Genomic DNA, 26,662 nt, shown 5'->3' on the forward strand with positions numbered 1-26,662 from the left:
TGTTCGGGGGGACCGCCTGGACGCTATCGCGTTGAATTACCCACGGGTAGGGGTCATTCTCACGCTAGCAGCCGCTCTCATAGGATTTCCCGCATGAGGGTCCATGTCATCAGCGACGTACACGGCAGAGCGGACGCGCTGGCCGGCGCCGGGGCGGGGGCCGACGCGCTGATCTGTCTCGGTGACCTGATCCTCTTCATCGACTACGACGACCACGCGCAGGGCATCTTCCCGGACCTGTTCGGCGCCGAGCGGGCCGCGGAGTTCATCGCGCTGCGCACGGCCAAGCGCTTCGACGAGGCCAGAGCCATGTCGGCGCGGCTGTGGTCCACCCTCGACGGCGATCCGCGCGAGCACATCGAGCGCAACGTACGCGCCCAGTACAAAGAGCTCTTCGCGGCCATGCCCGCGCCGGCCTACCTCACCTACGGCAACGTCGACATCCCGCGCCTGTGGTCCGACTACCTCCAGGACGGTCACCAGGTGCTCGACGGCCAGAGCGTGGAGATCGGCGGCTGGCGGTTCGGCTTCGTCGGCGGCGGGCTCAAGACCACCTACCGCACCCCGTACGAGATCAGTGACGAGGAGTTCGCCGCCAAGGTCGAGGCGGTCGGCGAGGTCGACGTGCTGTGCTGTCACATCCCGCCCGCGGTGCCCGAGCTGCTGTACGACGTGGTGGCCAGGCGCTTCGAGCGCGGCAGCGAGGCGACGCTGGCGGCGATCAGGCGGACGCAGCCGCGCTACGCCCTGTTCGGGCATGTGCACCAGCCACTGCACCGGCGCACCCGTATCGGGCGCACCGAGTGCGTGAACGTGGGTCATTTCCGGGGAAAGGGGGTTCCGTTCATCCTCGAATGGTGACCCGACCGGTACGGTGGTCGCATGGCTGATCGCACCACTTCGAGCATCACCGTCGGCGCCGACCGGGCCGCCGTGATGGCCGTCATCGCCGACTTCGCGGCCTACCCCGAATGGGCGGGTCAGGTGAAGGAGGCGGAGGTCCTCAGCACCGGGGCCGACGGCAGGCCGGAGACGGTGCGCTTCGTCCTGGACGCCGGAGTGATCAGCGACGCCTACACCCTCGGCTACACCTGGCAGGACGACGAGAGCGTCCGCTGGCAGGTCGTCGAGCCGGGCAAGATGCTCGCCGAGCTCGCGGGGAGTTACCAGCTGGCCGAGACGGGCACCGGCACCGAGGTGACATACGAGCTCTCGGCCGACCTCAAGGTCCCCATGATCGGCATGATCAAGCGCAAGGCGGAGAAGGTCATCGTGGACACCGCGCTCAAGGGCCTCAAGAAGCGCGTCGAAGGGCACTGAGGTGAGCCCGCGAGTTCTGCTCTTCACCGGCAAGGGCGGTGTGGGCAAGACCACCGCCGCCGCGGCGACCGCCACGCTCGCCGCCAAGCGCGGCCTGAAGACGCTGATCGTCTCCACCGACACCGCCCACTCGCTGGCCGACGCGCTCGGCGTCGAGCCGGGCGAGGTCGCGCCGGGGTTGCACCTGCACCAGGTCGACACCCAGAAGACGCTGGAGCGCCACTGGGGCGAGCTGCAGGACTACGCAAGAGGGCTGCTCACCGAGCTGGGCCTGGATGAGATCACCTCCGAGGAGATCACCATCCTGCCCGGCGCAGAGGAGGTCATCGCCCTCCTGGAGCTGCGCGAGCACGCCCGCGAGGGCCGCTGGGACGTCATCGTCGTCGACTGCGCCCCCACCGCCGAGACCCTGCGCCTGCTGGCCCTGCCCGAGGCGCTCGACTGGCACATGACCAGGCTGATGCCGGTCGGCCGCAAGATCATGAAGATCGTCTCGCCGTTCGTGCGCAGCGTGGCCCACGTCAGCGCGCCCGGCGAGGAGGTCATGAGCGCGGGGGAGCGCTTCCACCGGGGCCTGCTGGAGGTGCGCGAGCTGCTCACCGGCGACAACGCCTCCGTGCGCCTGGTGTTCACGCCGGAGGCCGTGGTGCTCGCCGAGGCCAGGCGCACCCTCACCTCGCTCAACCTGTACGGCTACCGCGTCGACGCGGTGATCGCCAACCGGGTCTTCCCCGCCGAGGGCGCCGACGAGTGGCGCGCCCAGTGGGTGGCGGCCCAGTCGAGGCTCCTGGCCGAGGCCGAGGAGTCGTTCGCGCCGCTGCCCATCCACGTCGTGCCCTACCTTCCGGCCGAGCCGGTCGGCAAGGACGCGCTGGCCCAGGTGGGCGGGGCGATCTACGGCGAGGTGGACCCGTTCGCCGCCCCGGAGGTGGAGCCGCCGCTGCGGCTGTCCGCCGACGAACTGACCCTGGCCCTGCCTGGCGCCGACCGGGCCGAGGTGGACCTGGCCCGCAAGGGCGACGAGCTGATCATCACCGCCGGCCCCTACCGGAGGATCCTGGCACTGCCGGCGGCGCTGGCCCGCAGACGGATCAGCGGCGCGGCGCTCCGCGACGGCCTGCTCCGGGTACGGTTCACAGCAGGAGGGCCAGATGACTGAGAGCAACAGAGACCCGATCGGCACCGTCACGGACGAGGCGCGCAAGCTCTTCGACACCATCCAGGGGCGGGCCACCCGCCAGGTCGGCAGGACCGTGCTCAACTCGTTCACCGGGGGCGGCGGCGGGCAGAGGGACAGAGACGTGTGGAGCGAGGCGGTGTCCGAGCCCCACGATGAGTACATCTGCCGCGCCTGCCCGGTCTGCCGGGCCATCGCGGCACAGCGGGAGTCCGGCAACGATGTGGCCGGGCACCTGGTGGCGGCCGGCGGCGAGCTGTTCGCCGCGTTCCGCCAGACGATCGACGCGCTGAGCAGGCCGGCCCCTCGCAGGCCACGCGACGATCAGAGTGGCGATCGCGGTCGCGACAATGTGGAACATATTGATCTGGGATAGACCAGATTTGGGATAGACCGGATTTTGGATAGAGGAGACACAGGGGCATGCTCACGATCGGTGTGGACATCGGTGGCACCAAGGTCGCCGCGGGCGTGGTCGACGACGACGGCGAGATCATCGCCCACACGCTCAAGCCCACCCCGGCCGACCAGCCCGAGCAGGTCGCCGCGACGGTGGCCGAGGTCGTGCGCGAGCTCGCCCAAGGCAGGGAGATCGAGGCCGTCGGCGTCGGCGCGGCCGGGTTCGTCGACGAGACCCGGTCGGTCGTGCGGTTCGCGCCCAACCTGGCCTGGCGCGAGGAGCCCCTGCAGAAGAAGATCAGTGGGCTGATCGGGCTGCCGGTCGTCATCGAGAACGACGCCAACGCCATGGCCTGGGGCGAGACCAAGTTCGGGGCTGGGCGCGGTCAGTCGCACGTCGTCTGCATCACGCTCGGTACCGGCATCGGCGGCGGCCTGGTCTTCGACGGCAAGCTGTTCAGGGGCCACTGGGGCATGGGGGCCGAGCTCGGCCACATGCAGGTGGTGCCCGAGGGCCGGCTGTGCGGGTGCGGCCAGCTCGGCTGCTGGGAGCAGTACGCCAGCGGCAACGCCCTGGTCATCGAGGCCAGGCAGATCTCCACCGCCCAGCCGGAGCGGGCCCAGATCCTGCTCGGCCTGGCCGGTGGCAAGATCGAGGGCGAGGAGGTCACCGAGGCGGCCAAGCTGGGCGACGAGGCATCCCTCGCCGCCTTCGCCAGCCTCGCCGACTGGCTCGGCCAGGGCATGGCCGACCTGGCCGCGATCCTCGACCCGGGCTGCTTCATCGTGGGCGGCGGCGTCTCCCGCGCGGCCGATCTCTTCCTCGACCGGGCCCGCGAGACCTTCGCCCGGCAGCTCACCGGCAAGGGACACCGGCCGCTGGCCGAGATCCGGCTGGCCGAGCTGGGCGCCGCCGCCGGGGTCGTCGGCGCGGCCGACCTCGCCAGGATGCGCTGACCGGGTTCGCCCGCGATGGCGCGCGTGGCCACGTACAACGTCCGCGGGCTGCGTGACAGCGTGCCCGCGCTGGTCCGGGTGATCGAGTCGATGCGGGCCGACATCCTGTGCCTCCAGGAGGTCCCGCGCTTCCTCAACTGGCGCGGCCGGCGGCGCGAGCTGGCCGAGGCGTGCGGCCTGCGGATGGTGGCCGGGGGCCGGCTCGGCGGCGTGGCGGTGTTCGCCCGCCCCGGGATCGAGGTGCTGGCGGCCGAGCACCACCGGCTGAAGGTGTTCGTCGGCCTGGAGGTCCGGGGGCTGGCCGTCGCGGTCCTGCGCGTCGAGGGGGTGCCGCTGGCCGTCGGCTCGATCCATCTCGATCTCCACGGCGCGGCCCGGCTGCGGCACGCGTACGAGGCCATGACGCTGATGGAGCGTACGGCGGCCGCGTACGGCGCCGCCATCGTGATCGGCGGCGACCTCAACGAGCAGGAGACCGAGCCCACCTGGCGCTATCTGGCCGGGCGGCTCACCGACTGCCGGCCGGCCGCGCCCCGGGGCGACGGGCTGACCTTCCCCGCCCGGCAACCGCGTGAGCGCATCGACGCGGTGTTCGCGGCGCCCGAGCTGACGGTCGTCTCCTGCGGCGGCGCGGACGCCGCCGCGGCCGATCTGGCGGCCGCGACCGACCACCTGCCGGTACTCGCCGAGCTGCTAGTCAGGCCCTAACGGGGCGGGGAGGTCCGCGAACCCGTAGCATTTGCTCATGACCCGTCGCTATCAGCGGCGTGCGCTCACCCTGATCTTGGCGACGTCCGTGGCCTTGTCGCAGGTCACGCCCGCCGCGCATGCCGATCCCCGCCCCGCCACCATCGAGGCGTGGCAGCAGTCGACGAGCGTCCGCCTGGACGCCGACGGCTCGCTTTCCGACGTTACCGCGCTCTCGTCAGGCGATGTCTGGGCCGTCGGCCAGCAGGAGATCTGGGACGTCTGGAAGAACCGCGGCACGGTCCGCCACTGGAACGGCTCCAGTTGGTCCGAGGTGACCCTGCGCGACGCCACCGGGGCCGGCAACCTGCGCGGTGTGGCCGCCGCCTCACCGTCCGACGTGTGGGCCGTGGGCGACGGCCACGACGGCCTGCCCTACCTCGCCCACGGAGACGCCGGCGGCTTCGACCGGGTCAGGGCGCAGGGGATGCGCGGGGGCGACTGGCTCGGCGGCATCGACGCCCGTCCGGGGCGCGTCGTGGCCGTCGGCAGCCGCGACAACTCCTGGCTCATCCTCACCGGCCAGGGCGGCGAGTGGACCACCCAGGAGTCACCCAGGGACGACGACGGAAAGGTCCTGGAGCCGGGCGCGCTCTATGGTGTGTCCAACGGGTTCGCCGTCGGCGACACCGGCCGGGCACCGCTGATCATGCACCTGTCGGGCGCCACCTGGAAGCCCATGCGCGTGCCCGACATTCCCGGCGGCTACCTGCGCGACATCCAGGTCGACGGCCCCAAACGGGCGCTGGCCGTGGGCGGGGTCTACGGCAGTGACGGCGAGGTCGACCCGCTCGTCCTGTCGTGGAACGGCAAGCGCTGGAAGCGCGAGCGGCTGCCCGAGACCGAGTCGCGGCTCTACGGGGTCACCGGCGACGGCAAGGGCCGCTTCTGGATCTCCGGCTTCGACCCGTCGCGGGCCACCGAGCCGTTCATGATGCGCTGCGAGAAGAGCGACTGCGAGATCATCCGGGGCGGCGCCGCGAAGGGCAAGGACAGCGTGCGGTTGCAGGCGGTCACCTACCTCGCGGGCAAGGGCGACGTCTGGGCGGTCGGTCACGCCGTGGACGCCCGCGAGCAGTACACGGACGTGGTGGAGCTGTTCGGGCTCAGAGAGCCTTCGCTGAAGGACTCCTAGCCGGTCGCTGAAGGAGTCCCAGCCGGTCTCAGAGCACGGCGCCGTCGTCCCAGCCGTCGTTGGGCGGGCCGTCGCCCATCCGCACCACCAGCGCCACGAAGCCGCCGATGAACGCGGCCACGGCGGTGAAGAGCGCCCAGCCCTCCATCTGCCAGTTGGCCATCGCGGCGATCAACAGGTAGGCGGGGCCGCCGAACAACGCCACCCAGGCGAGCTTGGTCGGCAGGTCGAGCTTGGGCAGCGGGGGCGGCGGCGGGGGCACGAAGCGCTCCTCGCCGTCCTCATCCTCGTCGAGGTCCTCGTCGCCCTGCTCCGCCTCCATGTCGGCGTCCTCGTCGACCGCGGGTTTGACCACCCTCGCGATGGGTTCGACCGGTACGTTCTCGCTGTCCGGCCATGGCTGGTCGGCCGAGTCGCGCTCGGCTGTGTCGTTGAAGGACGCGACGATCTGCCGCCAGACCTCGTCCTCGTCACTCTGGGGCGTCACCTAGATCGGCCTCTCCGCAGCGATCGCGACTTCCCCCTGGGTGCGATCAGTCCCTCTGCAAGGGTACCGAGGCATGTGTCCGGATGAAGTCGAGGCTACCGGCAAAGATCTTGTCGGCATCGTTGTCCAGCGTCGCAACATGGTAGCTATCGGTAAGCTCCTCGATCGTGGCCTGCGGTACGTTCTGGCGAATGATCTCCACGCTCCTCGGTTTCACCACATGGTCCTCGGTGCTGTGGAAGACCAGCAGCGGCTGCGTCACCTTCGTCAGGTCGGCCTGGACCAGTGACCACAGGCCGGGCAGCGAGGCGGCCGCCTTCACCGGCGTGCGCGCGTAGGCCAGTTCGGTCACGCCCGGCTTCTTGACGTCGTTGGCCACCCCCGGCACCGACGGCAGGAACCACTTGAGCACCGGGGCCAGCATAAGCAGCGGCACGTCGCGCACGATCGACGGGTTGACCACGATGACGCCGCTGATCGCGTCCCCGTGCACCTCGGCCAGCCGCAGCGCCAGGCAGCCGCCCAGCGACAGCCCCGCCACGAACACGTTCGCGCAGCGGCCCTGGAGGTTTTCGAACGCCTTCTCCACCTCGGCGTACCAGTCGTCCCAGCGGGTGCGGTTCATCTCCTGCCAGGTGGTGCCATGTCCGGGCTGGCGGGGGAGGGAGACGCTCACCCCCTGCCCGGCGAGATACTCGCCCCAAGGCCGTAGCGACTGCGGGGTGCCGGTGAAGCCATGGCACAGCAGTACGCCGACCTGGCCTGCTTCGTGGTGATAGGGCTCCGCGCCTGGCATGAGCGGCATAACAGCTCCTCGGTGGGATTTCATCCCGGAATTGCCCGATCGTCGCACGATCGAGGTGGATTGTGCGAGAGGTGAGGTAGGAGCATCGGTTCTGAGATGCGAAGATGACTTTGCTTACAGATCGCGCTGTGGGGAAGAGGTGGCCGGGTGTTCTACTGGGTGGTCAAGGCCATCTTGGGGCCGATCCTCCGCGTCGTCTTCCGGCCGTGGGCGGAGGGTGTGGAGAACGTGCCCAGGCAGGGGCCGGTCATTCTCGCCGGAAACCACCTGTCGTTCGCCGACCACTTCTTCGGGCCGCTGCATCTGCGCCGCAAGGTCATCTCGCTCGGCAAGTCCGACTACTTCACCGGGCGGGGCGTCAAGGGCTTCTTCACCCGGCTGTTCTTCAGCGGCGTCGGCACCGTGCCGATCGACCGCTCGGGCGGCAAGGCCAGCGAGGCCGCGCTGCGCACCGGCATGCGGGTGCTGCGCGAGGGCAACGTCCTGGGCATCTACCCGGAGGGCACCCGCTCACCCGACGGCCGCCTGTACAAGGGCAAGACGGGCGTCGCCCGCCTGGCCCTCATGTCGCGGGTGCCGGTGATCCCGTGGGCCATGGTCCACACCTTCGAGATGATGCCCCCCGGCCACCCGCTGCCCAAGCTCGGGATCCGGCCCGGGGTCCGCTTCGGCAAGCCGCTCGACTTCTCCCGCTATTACGGGATGGAGGAGGACCGGCTGGTGCTGCGCGCCGTGACCGACGAGATCATGTACGCGCTCATGGAGCTGTCGGAGCAGGAGTACGTCGACAAGTACGCCGCCAGCGCCAAGGTCGAGATGGAGCGCGCGGCCCGAGCCGCCAAGGGCTGACCACCGTTCATCACGGCGGTTGCCGTGGTGCCTGTCCGGTCTCGCGCCCGGCGGCGGTCACTGCCGGAGTGCCTGTCCGGTCTTGCGCATGGCGGCGGTCACTGCCGGAGTGCCTGCTCGGTCTTGCGCATGGCGGTGGTCATCGTCTCCAGCTCGCCGCGGGTCATCCGGTCGATGAGGTAGGCCCGGACGACCTCCACGTGGCCGGGGGCGACCCGCTCCAGGCAGTGGACGCCCGCCTCGGTCAGCACGGCAAGCACGCCGCGCTCGTCGGACGGGCAGGTGGTCCGCTCGACCAGGCCCGCCTTCTCCAGCTGCCCGATCTGGTAGGTCAGCGCGGACTTCGACACCACGACCCCCCTGGCCAGCTCCGTCATGCGCATCTGGCGGCCGGGGGCGTCGGCCAGGCGGGCCAGCACCTCGTACTGCGGATGGGTCAGCCCGGCCGCGGCCTTGAGCTGCTCTTCGATGCGCCGCTCCAGCAGGTGGGAGGTGGACAGGAAGGCGCGCCAGGCGGCCATCTCCGTCTCGTCGAGCCACGCGGTGTCCGTCACGGCGTCCAGTGTACTTGTTGTTCAGATTTGAACTTCCGGGTAGAGTGCTGGTTCAAATCTGAACAACTGCCTTTTGGAGAGCGCATGCTTGACCAGTCACGTTCCGTAGCCATCCTGGTCGCCCGAGTGGCCGTCGGCGCGATCTTCCTGGTGCACGGCTACCAGAAGTTCGCCACGATGGGGATCGCCGGGACCACCAAGTTCTTCGAGTCGGCCGGGATCCCGCTGGCCGCGGCCGCCGCTCCGGCGGTGGCGGTGCTGGAGGTCGCGGGCGGCCTGGCGCTGATCCTCGGTGTGGCGCTGCCCGTCGTGGGGACGCTGCTGGCGCTCGACATGGCGGGCGCGATCCTGTTCGTCCATGGGGCCAACGGGTTCGGGGTGGACAAGGGCGGCTTCGAGTTCGTCCTGTCGCTGGCGGCGGGCGCGCTGGCCGTCGGCTTCAGCGGGGGCGGCGCGCTCGCCCTCGACCGCGTGCTGTCCTCCCGCCGCCGCACCCCTGAGAACGTCGCGGCCTGACCGCCGTCGCCCCTGACCGTGGTGGCTGGGGCTCCCGTTTCTGGGCTTCTGCGGCGCGGTGCTCAGGACAGGTGGGCGCGGATCTGCTTGATGTGCTCGGGAGTGGTACGGCAGCAGCCGCCGATGAGCGAGGCGCCGGCCCGTTGCCACTCCTCGGCCGCCTGGCCGTACTCCACGGGCTCGGCGGTGCCGCGCCACCGGCCCTGCTCGGCGTCCCAGTATTCGCCGGAGTTCGGGTAGACGACCACCGGCAGGCCGCCGGCCAGCGTAGCGATGAGGCCGGGGATGTGCCGCGGCGCGGTGCAGTTGACACCGACGGCCACCACCTGCGAGCTGCCGGCGAACAACGCGGCGGCCTCGGCGATCGGGGTGCCGTCGTTGAGGTGCGCGGCGTCGCGGCAGGAGAAGCTCACCCACGCCTTGACCGATGGCGTCTCGGCGAGCAGCCTGGCCAGCGCCCGCGCCTCCGGGTAGGACGGGATGGTCTCGCAGGCGAGCAGGTCGGGCCCACTTGAGGCGAGGATCTCCCAGCGCGGCCGGTGCCACGAGAGCAGGCCCAGCTCGTCGAGGTCGTAGTCGCCGGTGTATTCGGCGCCGTTGGCCAGGTAGGCGCCGTAGGGGCCGATCGAGGCGGCCACCAGCCCGCCCCCGGCCTCGTCACGGGCCTGGCCGGCCAGCTCGACCGAGAGCCTGATCAGCCGCTCGGCCTGCGCCTCGTCGAGCCCGCGCCGGACGAACCCCGGGATCGACGCCTGGTAGCTCGCGGTCGTGGCCACGTCGGCGCCGGCGGCGAAGTAGTCGGCGTGCACGCGCCGGATCAGCGCCGGATCCTCCACCAGCAGCCGCGCCGACCACAGCTCGTCGCTCAGGTCGGCGCCGAGCATTTCGAGGCGGGTGGCCAGACCGCCGTCCAGGACAAGGGTGCTCACCCGTCCAGAATATGGTGCCCCGCGTACTCGACAGCACTTTCCGGCTCGGGTGAACGACCCTAATAAGCCGGGGTGAATTTCCGGCCGGGCTATTGCGTTTGCCGGTTGTCATGGAAAGCGCGGATTATCTCGTCCAGCATGGCCGGGACGTCGGCCGGGCCGGCCACGGTGAAATCCGCCTGCCGGGCCAGTTCGTCGCCGGTTTCGCTGTTCGCCACCGCCACTCTGACTCCGACGAACTCCGGGTCGCCTTCCTCGCGCGTACGCAGGGCCTCGAAGGCGCGGGCGTCGGACAGGTCGTCGCCGAAGTACCAGGCCCTGGCCAGGGCGGCGCACTCCGTTTCGACGACGGTGCCCTTGTCGCCGTGCACCGGTGGTTTGAGCTCGACCACCATGCGGCCCAGCTGCTCGGCCAGGCCCAGCTCGGCGGCCTTGGCCGACGACCATCTCTCCACCGCGCCGCGCAGCGCCGGATCCGCTCTGTAGTGCAGCGCCACCATCAGCGCCTTGTCCTCCACCAGCACCTTGCCCGGCAGATCGCGGGCGGCGTCGGCGACCAGGCGGCGGATGACCGGCGCCCATGGCTCCGCCTCGCCGGCGTTCATGATCTCGCCGTCGACCACCGTCTGCAGGCCGTACAGGCCGAAGAGCCGCACACCGGGGGCGCCGGAGAAGCGGTCGCGCAGGAACGCGGCGGGGCGCGCGGAGACGACGGCGACGCGGGCGAACAGCTCCGCCAGCGCGCCCAGCCGCTCCACCGCTCCGGGGACGGGGAGCACCGCGTCGGGATCATTCATGATGGGTGCGACAGTGCCGTCGAAATCGAAGAAGAAACCCGATTCCCGGGCCGCGGAAACGGTGGCGGAGACCGCCTCGGCGAAGCGCAGCGGTGCGCGAGAGGTCGCCATGTACGGTGACGATAGAACAGCCCGCCGGACTCCGATAGACGCCTATTCGTAGCTCCGATGAACCTTTTTCCGGTGAACCTGGCCGGAGTTCGTTCCGTCGCCGGCCGGAGTGGTCTTCGCGATGCGGGCGAGCGCTTCGGCGTCCTTCACCGTCACCTCGCCTTCGCCGATCTCGACGAGCTCGCGGCGTTCGAAGGACCGCAGGGCCCGGTTGACGCTCACCCTGGTCGCGCCGATCTCGGCCCCCAGGCCCGCCTGCCCGGCGCGCAGCTGGACCCGGCCGCCTTCGCTGCGTCGTACCAGCCACTTGGCCACCCGCGCGGAGACGTCGAGCACGACCGCGTCCGTGAGCCGCTCGTCGAGGTCGCGCACGGTCTGGGCGAGTGTACGCATGAGCCGGGCCGCCACCGACGGCTCGGTGGCGATCACCTCGAGCACCGCCACGCTTGGCAGGTAGGCCACCTCCACCGGCGTGAGGGCCGTCAGCGTGGCCCGGTGCGTGCCCTCCACCAGGAGCGTCGTCTTGTCGAACGCCACGGGCGCGGCGTCCACCGACAGCACCACCTCGCGGCCGTCGACGCTCACCCGCCCGGCCTTGACCCGGCCGTCGAGCAGCACGATCAGCTGGTCGGCCGGGTCGCCCTCGGTGCAGAGCACCTGCCCCGCCGGGTAGCGCCGCTGCCGCGCGACGGACTCCAGCCTGCGCAGCCCTTCTTTGCCCAGCTCACGGAACATCGGGAGGGCGGCCAGCGTGTGCGTCATGTATCAGGTGATACACCACGGCCGTGCCCGGTGATGCGGCGACCGTCCAGCTCGCGGGCCTAGCGTGCGGGTATGGCGAGATTTGTGGTGCAGCTGGCGTTCGACGGCGGTGCCGTCAGGTGCGCTTCCAGAACGGGCGGCGGGGCGTACCCGGCGCGGGCGATCCGGTCGGGGCCGAGGGGGATCCGCTCGTGAGTGCGGTGAGCACCTCGATGGCGTGCGCCCGCAGCGCTTCGGCGTCGATGCCCGGTTGCTCCGCCGTCTGCAGCTCGCGGCCCAGGGCGGCCAGCTCCGGATGCCCGCCCAGGAAGGCGGCCAGCGCCGCGAGCCGGGAGCCCAGATCCGCCAGGTAGAGCGGGTCGGGAGCGCCGAGCAGCGCCCGGAGCCGGTCGAGCTCGACGACCAGCTGCGTCCTGACGGACTCCAGGCCGGGCCCGCCCGGACGGGGAGCGGCGGGCGGCGCGAACCGCGGCGACGGGCTCATCCGCCCGCCGGCCGAGCTGCCGCCGAAACCACCGGCTGAGCCTCCGCCGGGGCTGCGGGGCGCGCCGCCGGGACCCGCTTCCGCCTCCCAGTCGACCCCCCTGGAGCGGCGGGTAGCGTCTGAGGCGCCGGTCTCCTGGGTGCCCATGAGGCCGTGACTCTGGCCTGGGGCGAAGCCCGGGTCGGGGATCGACATGGGGCGGGAGGGCGCGGCCATCACCGCGGCCTGGGCCATGAAGGGCATCATCGGCGGGTTCTGCGGCAGCTCCCAGCCGCTCGGCGGCTCCACGGGCTGGATGACGCGGTGCTCCGGCTCGCCTTCCGCCACCTTTCTGGTGTCGATCGCCACGTAGGCGGTGAAGCGGCACAGGACGCCGTTCTCCAGCGAGACCCGGACGATCTCCGCCTCCAGCTCGTGCTCGCCCATGGCGTACCGGTCCTCCAGCTCGCGCAGGTGCGCGCGGGCCCAGACGGCGCGGATCGCCGGGTTGTCCACCACGGTGCCCGTCACCTGCTGCTCCCACGGGGCGCCCGACGCCAGCCCGCGTACGGTCACCGACGAGCCGTCCCGGTAGCGGCCGTGCACGCGCAGCGGGACGCCCGGGAAGATCGAGCCCAGGTGGGTGACCGTGCCCGGCTCAACGTCGAGGCCCTTGAGGGACAGGTCGGTCACGAGAGGCGCGCCGATGCGGCGGTGGATCTGCTCCATGGCGGCGTCCAGGCGGTCCTCCGACTCGACCAGCTCGCAGCGGCCCGCGCCCAGACCGGCCAGCCGGCCCAGGAACCCGGCGTTCACCGCCCGGTCGATGCCGACGGTGTGCACCCGCATGGCCGACAGCGCGCCGCCGGTCTGCTCCAGGATCTGGTCCTCGTGGCCCACTTGCCCGTCGGTGACCAGCACCAGGACGCGTTCGCGCCCGTCCTGGTCGTGGAGCAGGGAGATCGCCCGGCGCAGCGGCTCAAGCAGCTCGGTGCCGCCGCGGGCGTCCACGCGCGCGAGATGTTCGACCGCGCGGTAGCGGTTGCGGTCCGAGGCCGTCACGAGCCCCTCGAACGCCTCCTCCACCACCGAGTCGAACGTCAGCACCGCGAACCGGTCCTGCTCCGTCAGCGTGTCGACGATCCGCGCCGCGGCCCGGCGGGCGGCGACCATCTTCCAGCCGCCCATGCTGCCCGACCTGTCCAGCAGCAGTACGAGGTCACGCGGCGTGCGCGGCGACTCCAGCGCCGGGGGCAGCACGGTCAGCGAGAACGCGCCCCGGCCGTCGAGCTGCAGCGCGGTCGAGGCCTCGAACGACAGCCGCAGGATGAAGTCGCGGTCCAGCCGCTCGCCCGGCCGCAGTCGTACCGTATGACCCTCTTCCTCGACCACGTGCAGGCTGGAAGCCAGCTCCCGCAGGTCCAGCCCGGCGGGGTCGATCGTCGCCGTCAGCGACAGGCGTACCGGATCGGGGAAGCCGGGCAGGAGCACCGGCGGGGTGATGCGCGAGGCGTCGGGGACCGCGTCGGTGTCGGGCGCGGTGCCGTCGCCGGCGCCGGGGCCGTCGAGCGGCGTGCCCGGAATGTAGCGGGGGGCGACGACCAGCGGGAAGCGGAACGTGGCCGCGCCGTCCTCGTACGGCAGCGGCTGGCTCAGCGTGAGCCGGACCGTCACCCGCTCGCCCGGCAGCAGGTTGCCCACCGTGATCGTGAACACGTCGGGCCGGTCCTCCTCGGCGATCGCGGCCCGCTTGCCCTCGCGCAGCGCCCGGTCGTAGTCGGCCCTGGCCTGGCCGCGCTCCTTGAGCACGCCGTCGATCACCCGGTCGTCGGCCTCCATCCTGAACCCCGTCACCGCCGCCCTGTCGGGCAGCGGGAAGACGTAGGTGGCCTCCAGCGTGACGTCGTACGGATTGCGGAAGCCCTGCGTCACCTCGACCTCGGCCATCAGGCCGGAGATGTCGGCGGACACGTCGACGCTCTCCAGGGGCAGGTTCCCGCGCGCCGTCCGCAGCGCGCCGAACCCGGCGTCCGGCACCGGCAGGCACCGGGTGGGCTCGAGCGAAGTGATCTTCATGCTAGCTTCCTCTCTTCGAGCAGCGCCAGCAGCGGTGCCGCCGCGGTGAGTACCGCCTGGATGTCGTCTTCAGCCGGGGTACGGCCGGCGCCGTCGAGCACGAGGGTCACTCCGTCGGTCAGCCTGATCCCACGCACCAGCGCCCCGTGCCCCCTGGGCCGGGGGAGGTGTGCGGGTCGGCCCGCGCCGTCGGTCGGAGGAGTATCGGCCGGTCGGAGAACGTCGGCGGGCAGGGGCACGTCGGCGATGCCGGTGGACGGGGGAGCGTCGGTGGGCGGGGGATGCGGAAGGGCGGGGCCGGTCGCATCGGCGGGGTGCGCGGCCCAGAACCGGCCGCGCGGGCTCCCGGATCGAGTCGCCGAGCCGTCGGGGAGGGCCGCCGCCTCAGGCGTCTCGCCCTCCGTAAGGCCCGTCTCGCCCTCCGTAAGATCCGCCGCATCCTGAGCCGCCTCGCCCTGGGGCGCCGTCGTCCCAGTCGTCGTGGCGTCCAGAACGGCCCCCGTCGCCGCGACGTCCTCGTCCAGAGTCGACCAGCCGGGGTGGGCCGTCCGCTCCAAGGTCGTGTCCGTGGCGCCGGTCAGGGCGGTCTGGATCTCCGCGATCGACCGCCCGGCCGCCTGCAGCCGCTTGATGGCCACGAGTTGCAGCAGATGCCGCCGGCCGTACTGGGCGATGCGTCCACGCCTGGTCAGCGGTGGGTCGACGAGGCCGATCGTGGTGTACCACCTGATCAACCGCTCGCCGGGCACGTCGCGGACCCGGCCGTTGAGCGGCTGCGCGTGCGGCTGGGCGTGCGCGCGCAACGCGTCGGCGGCGCGCTCCGCCAGCTCACGGATGGTCCAGGTCTCGCTCATACCTTCACAATTACACTGTCACTATTGCAGTGTCAACCAAGAGAAAGCGGGCAAAGGGGACTGGGTCGCATAGAGACCCTGATGTCGAACCACGGGGAGGAACACATCATGGCTACGATCACCGGTCCGCTCTCGGGCGACGCGAAGAAGACGGTCGCGACGGCCCTGCAAGGAGCCCTGGTCGATCTCCTCGATCTCTCGCTGCTCGCCAAGCAGATGCACTGGAACCTGACCGGCCCGCACTTCCGGCAGATCCACCTCCAGCTCGACGAGGTCACCGCCCTGGCCCGTGAGCACGCGGACACCATCGCCGAGCGCGCCGTCGCCCTGAGCATCAACCCGGACGGCCGCGCGGCCACCATCGCCAAGTCCACCAAGCTCTCGCAGCCGGAGAACGGCTGGATCGAGGACGGCAAGGTCGTGGCGACGATGACCGACATCCTGGAGGCCGTCGGCAAGCGAATGCGCGAGCGCGTCGCCGCGACCGACGAGCCCGACCCGGTCAGCCAGGACCTGCTCATCGCGGTGGCTCAGGACATCGACAAGCAGCACTGGATGTTCCAGGCCCAGCGCTGACGCCGCCACAGCCCGGGGCCCGCGCTCCGGGTCCCTGGCGGCGCACCGCCGCGCTCATCCGCCGGCCAGAGATTTCGCGCAGAATTTGATCTCGCGCCTCCCTGTCATTCATGTCGGCGGGGTCGACTAGCGTGGCACCTAGAGGGAGGCCTCACGATGTCCAGCAAGACTCTCCTCCGCACGGGCCCGCTCTGGCAGGGCGGGATGAGCCCTTACGGCCCGCTGGAGCCGCCAGGCGGCGACGATCTGGCGCTGCCCGGGGGGTTCAGCGGCCGGGTCGTGGCCCGCTCGGGCCAGAAGGTGGCCGGGCTGACGTGGCACGCGGCGCCCGACGGCGGCGCGTGCTTCCCTGACGGCACCGGCTGGATCTACGTGTCCAACTCCGAGCTGCCGCTGCTCGGCGGCGCGTCCGCGCTCCGGTTCCGCGCCGACGGTTCGATCGCCGACGCGTACCGCATCCTGTCCGGGACCGACCGCAACCGGGCGGGCGGCGCGACGCCGTGGCACAGCTGGCTCTCCTGCGAGCTCGGTGACCGCGGCCGGGTGTTCGAGTGCGATCCGTACGGCATGCGAGCCGGGCGCCCCCGCCTGGCCATGGGCCGGTTCAAGCACGAGGCCGCCGCCTGCGACCCCGACCGGCAGGTCGTCTACCTGACGGAGGGGGAGCCCGACGGGTGCTTCTACCGGTTCAGGCCCGGCGACTGGGGCGATCTCACCGAGGGCACCCTGGAGGTGCTCTGCCTCGCCGGTGACTGGAAGCCGGTGCCGTCGCCCGCCGCGGTGCTCAAGGCCACGCGCCACCAGATAGACGACGCCCGCCACTTCGACGGCGGCGAGGGCTGCCACTACGCGGGCGGGGTCTGCTACTTCACCACCGAGGGCGACAGCGGCCTGTGGGCCTACGACGCCGAGACCTCCACGCTCGACCGGATCTGCGACGGCGTACGCGCGATCACCGCCGCCCCCTCGGGCGACCTCTACGTGGCCAGGCAGTCGACGGAGATCGACGTCATCACCCCCGATCGGGCGGTCACGCCGTTCCTCAAGCTCGGTGGCCTCAGCGGGGCCGAGCTCACGGGGCTGGCGTTCGCGCCCGACGGCGGGCGGCTCTACTTCTCGGCCGGACGGGGCCGCGACGACGGCCGCACCTTCGAGGTGGCCGGCCCCTTCCGCGCCTAGCCCGGTTCGCGCACGCCACCTCCGCCGATCGCGGGGAAGCCGATCGCGGGGAAAACGGAAGTACGGGCCTAGCCGGGCCAGCCGGGGACGACCAGGACCGCCCAGGCGACGAGCGGGCCCGCCACGACGATCACCGCGCCGTAGGTCAGGAGCCGGCGGTAGAAGACGTCCGGGTCCATGCCTCTGACGTTGGCCACGAGCAGGGCGCCCGTGGTCGAGAACGGGCTGACGTCCACGATGGCCGACGACACCGACAGCGCCGCGGTCATCGCGATCGGTCCCAGCGTGCCCTGCGCGAGGAAGGGTACGGCGAGCGGCACCAGCGCGCCCAGGATGCCGACCGTGGAGGCGAAGGCTCTGAGCGGGCGGTGAACTAGAGGTCGCGGCTCCACTCCTGCTCGGTGACCTCGATCCCGTTCTCCGTCTCCTTGTGCTCCGCTTCCAGCTCGAACCCGGCGGCCTGGTAGATGCGCCGCGCGCTGTCCAGGCAGTCGCGGGTCATCAGCGTGATCCGCTTGTAGCCCTCGGCCTTGGCGTGGCGCAGGCACTCGCTCACGAGCCGTCCGCCCAGGCCCAGCCCGCGGGCCGACGGCTCGACCAGCAGGAGCCGGAGCCGCGCGGTGGTGTCGTCCTCCCGTACGCAGAACACGCACCCGGCGGGCTCCCCGCCGACCTCGGCGATCCACCCCATGTCGCGCGACGGGTCGTAGGCGCCGATGATCCTGGCCACCAGCCGCTCGAAGTCCATGCCCCAGCCGTACTCCCGGCTGTAAAGGACGCCGTGCCGGTAGACGACCCAGCTCAGGTCGCCCGTGCGCAGGGGGCGGATCACGTACGGCTCGCGCTCGCCGGCGCCCTCCAGCAGTGTCCTGATCGTGGCCATGCTCGCGACCAGGCGTTCCTGCCCCGGCTCGGGCAGCGTGGTCAGCAGTCGCTCGGCCTCCTCGTCCGACCGCGCGTCCAGCAGCCCGTACGACTCGACGCCCGCCGCGGTGAGCCGGACGACCTGCTTGCGGGCGTCGGTGGCCGCGCGCTCCTTCGAGATCAGTCCGTCGCCCTCGAGGCGGGTCAGGATCCTGCTCAGGTAGCCCGCGTCGAGACCGATGAGGGCGCGCAGCTCGCCCGTCTCCAGCCGGCCCGCGTGCCCGAGCTCGAACAGCACCCTGCACTCGGCCAGCGAATAGGGCGAGTCGAGCATTCCGGCCTGAAGGACGCCGATGACCTTCGTATAGAACCGGTTGAAGGCCCTGATCTCGGCGACTCTTGCCTTTGTCAACGAACTCATTGCTTCAGTCAAGCATGAGAGGATGCCTTCTGTGAAGCACCTGTATATAGGCGGATATGGGCCCGGCATCGTCACCCCCGGCGGAGAGTTGACCCGCCTCACCTCGTCCTCGTTCCTGGCCGCGCATCCGAAGCTGCCGGTGCTGTACGCGGTGGGCGAGCTGGCCCAGGGCTGGCTGAGCGCGTTCAGCACGGAGGCGGCCGCGCTGGCCCCGCTGGACGAGCGGCCCAGCATGGGTGACAGCCCCTGCCACGTGGCGGTCGATCCGGAGGGTGGCCTGCTCGCCGTCGCCAACTACGGCGACGGCACGGTCAGCCTGCATCACCTCGACTCCCGCGGCGCGTTCGAGGGCCGCCCGATCGTGCTGCGCCATGAGGGCTCCGGACCGCACCCCGAGCGCCAGCAGGGCCCGCACGCCCACCAGACGGTCTTCCACGACGGCCTGCTGTACGTCTCCGACCTGGGCACCGACCAGATCCGCCGCTACACCCCCGAGGGCGAGGCGCTGGAGCCGCTGCGCCTGACCCCGGGCACCGGGCCGCGCCACATGGTCTTCTCCGGCTCGCGCCTGTACATCGTGGGCGAGCTCGACGGCATCGTCACCCTCATCGACGGCGAGAAGTCGGCGGGCGCCCTCGCCTCACGCGCCGAGGGCGTCAACCAGCCCTCGCACCTCGACCTGGACGGGGACTTCCTGTACGTGGCCAACCGCGGCCCCAACACGATCACCGTGCTGCGGGCCGAGGACCTGACGCCGGTGGCCGAGGTGCCGTCGGGTGGCGAATGGCCCCGGCACTTCGCCATCGCCGGCGACCGCCTGTACGTGGCCAACCAGCACTCGGGAGTGGTCACCGAGTTCGCGCTGAAGGACGGCGTACCCGAGCCGACGGGTCAGGTGCTGGAGGTCGACAGCCCCTCTTGCGTGCTGCCGGCGTAAGGAGCTTCTTGGGTGCCGCCGACGTAAAGGTCCTTGCGCGTCCGGGGCCTGCTTGCGTGCTGCGGGCGTAAGGACTTCCCCAAGTCGCCGGTCCGGTGGGCGGGCGAGCGTGACCATGGTGCGCTGTGCGCAAGTCCTTGATCGTCCTGATCCTGCTGGTGTCCGCGTGTGCCAGCACCACCCCCGCCGCCCCGGCCCACCCGCCCGCCCCGCCCGCTTCGGCGCCCGAAGCCGCCGCGCCCGCCCCCGCTGAGGTCCCGGCCGCTCGGCCGGTGCGCTGGCGCATCACCGAGCGCGGGGCGGAGCACGAGATCGAGGGATACGCCGACCGCGTCAGCGTGCTGCCCGGCGAGCGGTTCCGGATGCGCGTCTCCACGACCGCGCCGCGCTTCACCGCGCACGCCTTCCGCGTGGGCGCCCACCCGGCGGAGGTGTGGCACTCCGGCCCGCTTCCCGGGGTACGTCAGGCGCCGCCCCAGACGGTGGAGGGCATGGTCACGGCCGCCCACTGGAAGCCCTCGCTCACCGTCGACACGACCGGCTGGCGGGAGGGCGCCTACCTGGTACGCCTGGACGCCTCCAGCGGCGGCCAGCGCTACGTGCCGATCACCGTACGTTCGGCCTCGACGCAGGGGCGGGTGGTGCTGGTCAACGCGGTGACCACCTGGCAGGCGTACAACCTGTGGGGCGGCCGCAGCCTCTACCAGGGTCCGGGCGGGTTCGACGACCGCTCGCGCAAGGTGACCTTCGACCGGCCCTACGACACCTCGGGCGCGCGGCTCTTCCTCGACTTCGAGCTGTCCGCGATCGAACTGGCCGAGCGCAGCGGCGTGCCGCTGGCCTACCTGACCAGCCTGGACCTGCGCCCCGGCGTCCTCGATGGAGCCAGGGCCGTGGTGTCCCTGGGGCATGACGAGTACTGGTCGCCCGGCATGCGCGCCGCCGTCACCAAAGCCCGCGACGCCGGCACGAACCTGGCCTTCCTCGGCGCCAACGCCGTCTACTGGCGCATCGGGCTGTACGGCCGGATGATCATGTGCGACAAGGAGAGCCAGTGCCCGCTCTGGCGCGCGTCCGCGCCGGAGAGCGCGCTGGTCGGGCAGGAGTACGACTGCTTCCCCGCCGAGGCCGCCTACGTGCTGCGCAGACCCGGCCACTGGATCTTCGAGGGCACCCGGGGCAGGCGCTTCCCCGGCCTGGCCGGCGTCGAGACCGACAAGGTGTCCGACGGCTCGCCCGAGAACATCAAGGTGCTGGCCCATTCGCCGGTCGACTGCGGCGGCCGGGCGACGTCCTCCGACAGCACCTACTACACCGCCCCGGGAGGGGCCGGGGTGTTCGCCTCCGGCACGATGCGCTGGGTGTGCGGGATGCGGGGAAGGCGGTGCGGCCACGGGGTCACCAAGGCAGCCGCCCCCTTCACCCGCCGCGCGACGCGCAACATCCTGACCAGGTTCGCCCAGGGTCCGGCCGGGGCGCCCTAAGCCTTCCCCTCGCGCCCGCGCAGGATCTCGGCGAGCATCCGCTGGATCTCGGGCTCGGCACCCTCCTTGGTCACGCCGAGCCCGTCGAGCGCGGCCACGGCCGTCCCCTCGCCGAGCGACAGCACGCCGAGCAGGATGTGCTCGGTGCCGATGAAGTTGTGGCCGAGCCGCAGAGCCTCGCGCAGCGTCAGCTCCAGGGCCTTCTTGCTCTGCGGGGCGTAGGGCGGCTTGTCGGGCGCGTTCTCACTCGGCGGGGCGAGCATGGCCGTCATGACCTCCTCGACCCGCTCCAGCGGCGCGCCGAGCGTCACCATGGCCTTGGCCGCGAGCGCTTCCGGCTCGCTCAGCAGCCCGAGCACGAGGTGCTCGGGCTCGATGTACTCGCTGCCCGCCCTGATGGCCGCCTGCTCGGACTGCACAATGACCGAGCGCGCCCGGTTGGTGTAGCGGGCGTAGGCGCGGAGCTCTTCGGCCAGCCCTCCCTCCTTGGGGACGAACCGCTTCTGGGCGGCCTGCTTGGTCACGCCCATGCTGCGGCCGATCTCGGTCCAGGAGGCGCCGGAGTGCCGGGCCCGGTCGACGAAGTGGCCGATGAGGTGGTCGGCCACCTCGCCCAGGTGCTCGCCCAACGTCACGGCGTCGGAGAGCTGGCCCAGGGGGTCGCCGTCGGGGTGACGGCTCTTGATCGCGTTGATGAGGTCGTCGAGACGCACGGTCTGGTCCATGGGTCAACCATAGGTTGACGATGCCTAACCGTCAACCTATGGTTGACGATCTGGGGTCGTCAATTCATGCATGGCGTGGTGTGCGGTGCGGCCGACGCCATCGGTTCGGTGCTGGCCGGATGGCTCCAACGCCTGTTCGGCTGAGATCTCCCCGCCGCCGGGAGCCTGCCCATGGCCGACACACTCACGAAATCGCCTCCCGGAGAGGGGTTTCGCTCGCTACGCTCGCGTTTGGTCTAGACCACTGCCCGCGTGGACGGGCAGAATTACGGTCCAGGTCGTGAAACCGTTCGGAGAATCTTAGTGATCCTCGTGCCGGCTCCATCGGCATGCGCCTCGCTCGCCGGGGACATGCGCCGCCTCACGCTGCCTCGAAGGCGGCCCGGAGCGCGGCCCTGGCCCTGCGGGCGGCCGAGCGCCGGCCGTACAACCGGGCGCAGAGCGAGGTGAGGACCTCCGCCATGTCACGCAACAGCTCGTCGTCGACCCGGGCGCCCGGGACGGCGCCCGACTCGCCGGCCTCCGTTTCGTCGGTGACCACGATCCGGCGGCCGGTGGCCTCCAGCGCGGCCGACAGCTGCTCCAGCCCGAACCGGGCGAGCCGGTCACGGCGCTCGACCACGATCACGCCCACGGACGCGTCGCGCAGCAGACGGGCCAGCTTCGGCCGGTCGCCGTCCATGCCCGAGCCGACCTCGCCGACGACCTCGGTGACCGTCAGGCCCATCGCGGTGGCCGCGCGGACCACGCGGACCGCCTGCCGATCGAGCTCGGCCAGCTGGTCGGTGCCGGACACCCTGCAGTACGCGACCGTCCGGCCCGTGACCTCGGCCGTCCGATCGAGGACCATGTACCTACCGGTGGCGGTCTTGACCACCGGGACGGGCATCTTCCCGTCTCGCGCCCACTGCCAGGCGGTCTGGTAATGCACGCCGTTCCGCCGCGCCCACTCCGAGAGCTTCACATATCGACAATCTCAGACGAAGACTGAGAAGAGCTGATGTTTTCACTAACGGCAAGAAACCCATAGGAGGAACCCGTCATGCGAATCGGAGTGCTCACCGGAGGCGGCGACTGTCCCGGACTCAACGCGGTGATCAGGGCGGTAGTGCGGAAGGGGGTGAGCGTCTACGGTCACGAGTTCGTCGGGTTCCGTGACGGCTGGCGCGGCCCGCTCGAAGGCGACACGATGCCGTTGGACATCCAGGCCGTACGGGGCATCCTTCCGCGGGGTGGCACGATTCTCGGCTCCTCGCGTACCAACCCCATCAAGATCGAGGGGGGCGTCGACCGCATCAAGGAGAACCTGGCGGCCACCGGCGTCGACGCGCTGATCGCCATCGGCGGCGAGGACACCCTCGGCGTCGCCAGGCAACTCTTCGAGCGCGACGTCAAGGTCGTCGGCGTGCCCAAGACGATCGACAACGACCTGTCGGGCACCGACTACACCTTCGGCTTCGACACCGCCGTCAACATCGCGACGGAGGCCATCGACCGCCTGCACACCACCGCCGAGTCCCACCACCGGGCGCTCATCTGCGAGGTCATGGGCCGGCACGCGGGCTGGATCGCGCTGCACGCGGGCATGGCGGGCGGCGCCAACGTCATCCTGATCCCCGAGCGGCCGTTCGACATCGACCGCGTCTGCGAGTACGTCGAGTCGCGCTTCCGTACCCGCTACTCGCCGATCCTCGTGGTCGCCGAGGGCGCGCACCCGATCGAGGGTCAGATCGCGCTGCAGGCCGGCGAGCTCGACGCGTTCGGCCACGTACGGCTCGGCGGCATCGGCGAGGTGCTGGCCAAGGAGATCGAGAAGCGCACCGGCAAGGAGGCCCGCACCACCGTGCTCGGCCACATCCAGCGCGGCGGCACCCCGACGGCCTACGACCGGGTCCTGGCCACCAGGTTCGGGCTGCAGGCGATCGACGCGGTGCACGAGGGCGACTACGGGATCATGGTGGCGCTGCGCGGCACCGACATAGTCCGGGTCGGGCTCGACGTGGCGACGGCCGAGCTCAAGACGGTGCCGGTGTCGCGCTACGCGGAGGCCGAGGTGTTCTTCGGCTGATTGAAAGCGGGTTGCAAGCGGGTGGCCGTAGCTTCTGTATCGGCGGGGTTACCGCTACAACCCCCTCAGGGTACGGCTTGCGCCGCGGCGAGTCGGCGGCCCACCACGCGCCGCAAGCCGTACCTATGACATAGCTCAAGAACGGGGCGTGCCGAAGAGATCCACATCCGGCGCGCCCCCGTTTTGTGCCACCCGGGCACCGCCCTGTGGCTGCGGCGGGGTGCGTCCCTCCAGCCGGGCACGAAACTCCGCCTCCCGGTGCAGTTCCTTCTCCGAGGGCGAGAGCATGACGGTGAGCAGCAGCCCCATGGTGATCACGCTGAGCCCCACGATCAGCGGCAGCAGGAAGTCGATGGCCTTCGCGCCGGTGACCGGCCCCGCCGGGCTGTGCGCGTGCACCGACATCCCGTACATCCCCGTGTAGTGCATGCCGGTCACCGCGACGCCCATGACCAGCGCCGCGCCGCCGATCTTCAGCGCGCCGCGGACCCGCAGGGTGAACCAGAGCGCGACGGTGGCCGCGACGATCGCGATGACCACCGACAGCGCCACGAACAGCGGGTCGTAGGTGACGTCCCCCGCCATGTTCATCGCGTACATGCCCAGGTAGTGCATGCCGGCCACGCCGATGCCCGTCAGGACACCGCCGCCGAGCAGGTACGAGGCGCGCTCACCGCCGCGCCAGACCACGAACAGCCCGGCGCCGACCACCACGACCGCGAGCAGCGCCGAGGCCGCGGTGAGCGGCATGTCGTAGCGGATCACCGTGCCCTGCACCGAGAAGCCCAGCATGGCGATGAAGTGCATCGTCCAGATGCCGGTGCCGCCGATGGCCACCGCCGCGCCCGCCAGCCAGTATCGGGCCTCCCTGGCGCTGACCAGCCGGGCCCGCGAGGTCAGCAGCAGGCCGAGCATGGACCCGATGCTGGACATGCCGTAGGCGACAAGAAGGGTCAGAGGCCCATAGGAGAAGTGATCAATCGGCGACATAGGCGCACACGTCCCTTAGAGGTGAATAAGGGAGTATGAGCAGGGCTCAGGTGATTTTGCAACTACCTCCGTCTAATTTTGGAACGTGGCGAATCTTCCGGGAACCCCTGCTGCTGCGGGGATGTAGGCGCGCCCAAGATCGGTTGCGGCTCGGGGACGGGGGCGCCGAAGACGGGTTGCGGCCGAGCGGGCCGCGGCTGAACGGGCCGTTGCTGGGCGGGCTGCTGTTGGACGGGTTGCCGCTGGGCGGACTGCTGCTGGGCGGGCCGCGGGTGAAGGGGAATGGGCGCGGGGTAGGGCTGCGGCTGCTGGCTGGCACGCCGGCGCAGCTCCAGCCGGGCGACCAGCTCGGCGTCCTCGTGCAGCTCCTCCTCCGACGGCGACAGGATGACCATGAGCAGCATGGTCAGCGTGATCAGGCTGATCACGGTCATGAGCGGTACGAGGAAGTCGAGGGCGTCGGCGCCCGGCACGGCGCTGGGCTCGGGGTCGACCGTGACGAGCATCGCGTACATGCCGGTGTAGTGCATGCCCGAGACGGCCACGCCCATGACCAGCGCCGCGCCGGCGATCCAGACGGGGCGCTTGACCCGCATCGTGAACCACAGGGCCACGGTCGCGGCGATCACGGCGATCGCGACGGAGGCGGCCACCACTTTTCGGTCATAGGAGACGTGCGCGGACATGTTCATCGCGTACATGCCGAGGTAGTGCATGCTTGCCACGCCCAGGCCGGTCAGCAGGCCGCCGCCGAGCAGGGCGAGCAGCCGGCCGCCGCCGTACGAGACCAGGAACAGGCCGGTGCCGACGACCACGATGGCCACCACGGCGGAGGCGACCGTCAACGGCACGTCGTACTTGATCTGGGTGCCTTCGACCTCGAAGCCCATCATGCCGATGAAGTGCATGACCCAGATGCCGGTGCCGCCGATGGAGATGGCCGCCCCGATGAGCCACCGGATCCGCGAGGCGCCTCGCGAGGCGTGCGCCTGGGCGGTCAGCCGCAGTCCGAGCATCGACCCTATGCACGACATCACGTACGCGAGGAGCGGCGTGAGCGGGCCGTGGGTGAAATGGTTAACAGCGGACATTCAGTCAGTTTCCTTGCATTAGGGGTCACCGGATTGTGCCAGCTGGCCTGTCCGATTCACATAGATATCTCGACTATCTGTCAACCTGTAATGTCGGAACGTGAGAAGGGCTCATGGGTATCGAGAGGCCGTTCTGGCGCGCGATCGCGGTCTTCCGCGTCGCCTCGCTGCTCTACGCGGCGGTGTTGATGGCGCAGCACCGCGGCTACGCGGAGCCGCTCACGGGGTGGCTGGTGATCGGCGTCATGGGGCTGTGGACGGCGGCGGCGATCTTCGCGTACTCCGTCGAGGCGCTGCGCCGATGGCCGCTGCTCGTGCTCGATCTGCTGGTGGCCGTGGCCTGCCTGCTGGCTTCGCCGTACGTGCAGGGCGCCCAGCAGCCCGGTGAGGGCACCATGCCGGTTCCGGCCACCTGGATCGCGGGCCCGGTGCTGGCCTGGGCGGTGCACGGGGGACGGCGGCTCGGCACGGTGGCCGCGGCCGTCGTGGCGGCGGCGGACCTGTGGCTGCGGATCCACGGGCCCGACGCGCCCGTCCTGATCAACGGCGCGGTGCTGCTGTTCATGACGGGCGTGGTGGTCGGGCACGTGGCGCGGCTGGCCAAGCGGGCGGAGGAACGCATGCAACGGGCCGTCGAGATGGAGGCGGCGCAGCGCGAACGCGATCGGCTGGCGCGGGACGTGCACGACTCGGTCCTGCAGGTACTGGCGCTGGTCCGGCGCCGCGGCCAGGAGCTGGGCGGCGAGGCGGCGGAGCTGGGCCGGCTCGCCGGGGAGCAGGAATCGGCCCTGCGCTCGCTGTTCATCCGGCCCGCCTCCCCGCCTGCTGGGGTGGCGGATCTGCGGGCGTTGCTCATGCGGTACGGCTCGGCGTACGTGACGGTCTCGACCCCGGCGACGCCCCTGGCGCTGCCGGGGCCGGTGGCGGAGCAGACGGCGGCGGCCGTCGGGGCGGCGCTGGCCAACGTCCGTGCGCACTGCGGGGCCTCGGCGCGGGCGTGGGTGTTCGCCGAGTCGGGGGACGGCACGGTGACGGTCAGCGTCCGCGACGAGGGGCCGGGGATTCCGGCCGGCCGGTTGGAGGAGGCCGCGGCGGCCGGTCGCCTGGGTGTCTCCCAGTCCATCCGTGGGCGCATCGAGGGTCTTGGCGGGAAGGTCTCGATCACCAGCGTTCCGGGGGAGGGCACGGAGATCGAGCTGACGGTCCCGGCCTAGGGGAGGGTTTTCCCGGGGTGGTTCGTCACGCGGCTGTCTCGGTCCCTGTGACGGTCTGTGGGTGGCGGGGGTCCTTTGGGTGGGGTACGCCCTTCGGGGGAGCGGAAGAGGGCGGCCGTCGTGGCTGGGGTCCCAAGGGTGGGCGCCGGGGGGCCAAAGAGGGTGGCTGGGGGCT

At 71.2% G+C, this 26,662-nt stretch carries 29 protein-coding genes; 15 read left to right on the forward strand and 14 right to left on the reverse strand.

The genetic code is table 11. The features are described 5' to 3' along the window. The first annotated feature begins 93 nt into the window (after window positions 1–93). Genes AB0C30_RS18470 through AB0C30_RS18500 form a run of 7 tightly spaced genes read left to right on the forward strand, consistent with a single transcriptional unit; the run spans window position 94 to window position 5,735 of the window. Complete coding sequence (locus AB0C30_RS18470) at window positions 94–861, forward strand: metallophosphoesterase (protein WP_357945035.1); 768 nt, start codon at window positions 94–96, stop codon at window positions 859–861. Between the two features lie 21 nt (window positions 862–882). Further along, entirely contained in the window at window positions 883–1,320 is a 438-nt protein-coding gene (locus AB0C30_RS18475; RefSeq protein ID WP_357945038.1) for an SRPBCC family protein, read from the forward strand. Window position 1,321: 1 nt separating this feature from the next. Continuing rightward, window positions 1,322–2,479: an ArsA family ATPase gene (locus AB0C30_RS18480; protein WP_357945040.1), complete on the forward strand. Its 1,158-nt coding sequence runs from the start codon at window positions 1,322–1,324 to the stop codon at window positions 2,477–2,479. Beyond that, window positions 2,472–2,873 carry a hypothetical protein gene (locus AB0C30_RS18485; RefSeq protein ID WP_357945041.1) on the forward strand — a complete coding sequence of 134 codons (402 nt, stop codon included), beginning with the start codon at window positions 2,472–2,474 and terminating at the stop codon, window positions 2,871–2,873. The genes AB0C30_RS18480 and AB0C30_RS18485 overlap by 8 nt, the downstream gene beginning before the upstream one ends. A gap of 47 nt (window positions 2,874–2,920) precedes the next feature. Beyond that, window positions 2,921–3,853, forward strand: coding sequence for an ROK family glucokinase (locus tag AB0C30_RS18490; RefSeq protein ID WP_357945043.1), 933 nt, complete (start codon window positions 2,921–2,923; stop codon window positions 3,851–3,853). 15 nt (window positions 3,854–3,868) lie between these two features. Then, window positions 3,869–4,561, forward strand: coding sequence for an endonuclease/exonuclease/phosphatase family protein (locus tag AB0C30_RS18495; protein ID WP_357945046.1), 693 nt, complete (start codon window positions 3,869–3,871; stop codon window positions 4,559–4,561). 37 nt (window positions 4,562–4,598) lie between these two features. Beyond that, window positions 4,599–5,735 (forward strand): hypothetical protein, encoded by a 1,137-nt coding sequence (locus AB0C30_RS18500; protein ID WP_357945049.1) that lies wholly within the window; start codon window positions 4,599–4,601, stop codon window positions 5,733–5,735. 28 nt (window positions 5,736–5,763) lie between these two features. Here AB0C30_RS18500 and AB0C30_RS18505 read toward each other — a convergent pair whose 3' ends face one another. Further along, window positions 5,764–6,222, reverse strand: a complete 459-nt coding sequence (locus tag AB0C30_RS18505) for a hypothetical protein (protein WP_357945051.1) — start codon at window positions 6,220–6,222, stop codon at window positions 5,764–5,766. A 46-nt stretch (window positions 6,223–6,268) separates the two neighbouring features. After that, window positions 6,269–7,027 carry an alpha/beta fold hydrolase gene (locus AB0C30_RS18510; protein WP_357945054.1) on the reverse strand — a complete coding sequence of 253 codons (759 nt, stop codon included), beginning with the start codon at window positions 7,025–7,027 and terminating at the stop codon, window positions 6,269–6,271. A 147-nt stretch (window positions 7,028–7,174) separates the two neighbouring features. Here AB0C30_RS18510 and AB0C30_RS18515 point away from each other — a divergent pair, with 147 nt between their 5' ends. Next, entirely contained in the window at window positions 7,175–7,876 is a 702-nt protein-coding gene (locus tag AB0C30_RS18515) for a lysophospholipid acyltransferase family protein (RefSeq protein ID WP_225298509.1), read from the forward strand. A gap of 98 nt (window positions 7,877–7,974) precedes the next feature. Here the strand turns inward: AB0C30_RS18515 and AB0C30_RS18520 are convergent, their stop codons facing one another. Further along, on the reverse strand, window positions 7,975–8,430 hold the full coding sequence (locus AB0C30_RS18520) for a MarR family transcriptional regulator (RefSeq protein ID WP_357945057.1): 456 nt from the start codon (window positions 8,428–8,430) through the stop codon (window positions 7,975–7,977). 84 nt (window positions 8,431–8,514) lie between these two features. Here AB0C30_RS18520 and AB0C30_RS18525 point away from each other — a divergent pair, with 84 nt between their 5' ends. Further along, window positions 8,515–8,946: a DoxX family protein gene (locus tag AB0C30_RS18525; protein ID WP_357945059.1), complete on the forward strand. Its 432-nt coding sequence runs from the start codon at window positions 8,515–8,517 to the stop codon at window positions 8,944–8,946. 62 nt (window positions 8,947–9,008) lie between these two features. On the opposite strand, the gene mmuM is transcribed toward AB0C30_RS18525, so the two are convergent. From mmuM to AB0C30_RS18550, 5 genes are all read right to left on the reverse strand, one after another. Further along, window positions 9,009–9,875 (reverse strand): homocysteine S-methyltransferase, encoded by an 867-nt coding sequence (gene mmuM / locus AB0C30_RS18530; protein WP_357945062.1) that lies wholly within the window; start codon window positions 9,873–9,875, stop codon window positions 9,009–9,011. Between the two features lie 89 nt (window positions 9,876–9,964). Next, complete coding sequence (gene otsB, locus AB0C30_RS18535; RefSeq protein ID WP_357945065.1) at window positions 9,965–10,783, reverse strand: trehalose-phosphatase; 819 nt, start codon at window positions 10,781–10,783, stop codon at window positions 9,965–9,967. Between the two features lie 42 nt (window positions 10,784–10,825). Then, complete coding sequence (locus tag AB0C30_RS18540; RefSeq protein WP_357945068.1) at window positions 10,826–11,545, reverse strand: Crp/Fnr family transcriptional regulator; 720 nt, start codon at window positions 11,543–11,545, stop codon at window positions 10,826–10,828. A 115-nt stretch (window positions 11,546–11,660) separates the two neighbouring features. Beyond that, window positions 11,661–14,084 (reverse strand): VIT domain-containing protein, encoded by a 2,424-nt coding sequence (locus AB0C30_RS18545; RefSeq protein WP_357945071.1) that lies wholly within the window; start codon window positions 14,082–14,084, stop codon window positions 11,661–11,663. Beyond that, complete coding sequence (locus tag AB0C30_RS18550) at window positions 14,081–14,938, reverse strand: helix-turn-helix domain-containing protein (RefSeq protein WP_357945074.1); 858 nt, start codon at window positions 14,936–14,938, stop codon at window positions 14,081–14,083. The genes AB0C30_RS18545 and AB0C30_RS18550 overlap by 4 nt, the downstream gene beginning before the upstream one ends. A 108-nt stretch (window positions 14,939–15,046) precedes the next feature. On the opposite strand from AB0C30_RS18550, the gene AB0C30_RS18555 reads away from it, so the two are divergent. Further along, the gene (locus AB0C30_RS18555) at window positions 15,047–15,514 is read left to right on the forward strand and encodes a DNA starvation/stationary phase protection protein (protein ID WP_357945077.1); all 468 of its coding nucleotides are present in this window, start codon (window positions 15,047–15,049) and stop codon (window positions 15,512–15,514) included. 156 nt (window positions 15,515–15,670) lie between these two features. Further along, entirely contained in the window at window positions 15,671–16,693 is a 1,023-nt protein-coding gene (locus tag AB0C30_RS18560; RefSeq protein WP_357945080.1) for an alkaline phosphatase PhoX, read from the forward strand. Window positions 16,694–16,761: 68 nt separating this feature from the next. Here AB0C30_RS18560 and AB0C30_RS18565 read toward each other — a convergent pair whose 3' ends face one another. Then, a complete protein-coding gene (locus tag AB0C30_RS18565) occupies window positions 16,762–17,085 on the reverse strand; it encodes a hypothetical protein (protein ID WP_357945083.1) in 324 nt (107 codons plus the stop codon). Next, complete coding sequence (locus AB0C30_RS18570) at window positions 17,067–17,969, reverse strand: helix-turn-helix domain-containing GNAT family N-acetyltransferase (RefSeq protein WP_357945085.1); 903 nt, start codon at window positions 17,967–17,969, stop codon at window positions 17,067–17,069. The genes AB0C30_RS18565 and AB0C30_RS18570 overlap by 19 nt, the downstream gene beginning before the upstream one ends. 31 nt (window positions 17,970–18,000) lie before the next feature. Here AB0C30_RS18570 and AB0C30_RS18575 point away from each other — a divergent pair, with 31 nt between their 5' ends. Together AB0C30_RS18575 and AB0C30_RS18580 are read left to right on the forward strand one after the other, a co-directional pair. Continuing rightward, window positions 18,001–18,915: a lactonase family protein gene (locus AB0C30_RS18575; protein WP_357945088.1), complete on the forward strand. Its 915-nt coding sequence runs from the start codon at window positions 18,001–18,003 to the stop codon at window positions 18,913–18,915. A gap of 125 nt (window positions 18,916–19,040) precedes the next feature. After that, window positions 19,041–20,399, forward strand: coding sequence for a N,N-dimethylformamidase beta subunit family domain-containing protein (locus tag AB0C30_RS18580; protein WP_357945091.1), 1,359 nt, complete (start codon window positions 19,041–19,043; stop codon window positions 20,397–20,399). Here the strand turns inward: AB0C30_RS18580 and AB0C30_RS18585 are convergent. Both AB0C30_RS18585 and AB0C30_RS18590 read right to left on the reverse strand, forming a co-directional pair. Then, on the reverse strand, window positions 20,396–21,124 hold the full coding sequence (locus AB0C30_RS18585) for a Clp protease N-terminal domain-containing protein (RefSeq protein WP_357945093.1): 729 nt from the start codon (window positions 21,122–21,124) through the stop codon (window positions 20,396–20,398). The two genes, AB0C30_RS18580 and AB0C30_RS18585, sit on opposite strands and share 4 nt — an antisense overlap. Before the next feature lie 361 nt (window positions 21,125–21,485). Then, the gene (locus AB0C30_RS18590; RefSeq protein ID WP_357945096.1) at window positions 21,486–22,088 is read right to left on the reverse strand and encodes an IS607 family transposase; all 603 of its coding nucleotides are present in this window, start codon (window positions 22,086–22,088) and stop codon (window positions 21,486–21,488) included. Window positions 22,089–22,166: 78 nt separating this feature from the next. Here AB0C30_RS18590 and AB0C30_RS18595 point away from each other — a divergent pair, with 78 nt between their 5' ends. Beyond that, window positions 22,167–23,192: a 6-phosphofructokinase gene (locus AB0C30_RS18595; protein WP_357945098.1), complete on the forward strand. Its 1,026-nt coding sequence runs from the start codon at window positions 22,167–22,169 to the stop codon at window positions 23,190–23,192. A gap of 135 nt (window positions 23,193–23,327) precedes the next feature. Here the strand turns inward: AB0C30_RS18595 and AB0C30_RS18600 are convergent, their stop codons facing one another. After that, a complete protein-coding gene (locus AB0C30_RS18600) occupies window positions 23,328–24,182 on the reverse strand; it encodes an MHYT domain-containing protein (protein ID WP_357945100.1) in 855 nt (284 codons plus the stop codon). A gap of 62 nt (window positions 24,183–24,244) precedes the next feature. Then, window positions 24,245–25,273, reverse strand: coding sequence for an MHYT domain-containing protein (locus tag AB0C30_RS18605; RefSeq protein ID WP_357945103.1), 1,029 nt, complete (start codon window positions 25,271–25,273; stop codon window positions 24,245–24,247). Between the two features lie 113 nt (window positions 25,274–25,386). Between AB0C30_RS18605 and AB0C30_RS18610 the strand changes: the two genes are divergently transcribed. Then, window positions 25,387–26,487 (forward strand): DUF5931 domain-containing protein, encoded by a 1,101-nt coding sequence (locus AB0C30_RS18610; protein WP_357945106.1) that lies wholly within the window; start codon window positions 25,387–25,389, stop codon window positions 26,485–26,487. Window positions 26,488–26,662 lie beyond the last annotated feature (175 nt).

Origin of the sequence: Nonomuraea sp. NPDC048901, assembly GCF_040649695.1 — a bacterium.
Lineage (GTDB): Bacteria > Actinomycetota > Actinomycetes > Streptosporangiales > Streptosporangiaceae > Nonomuraea.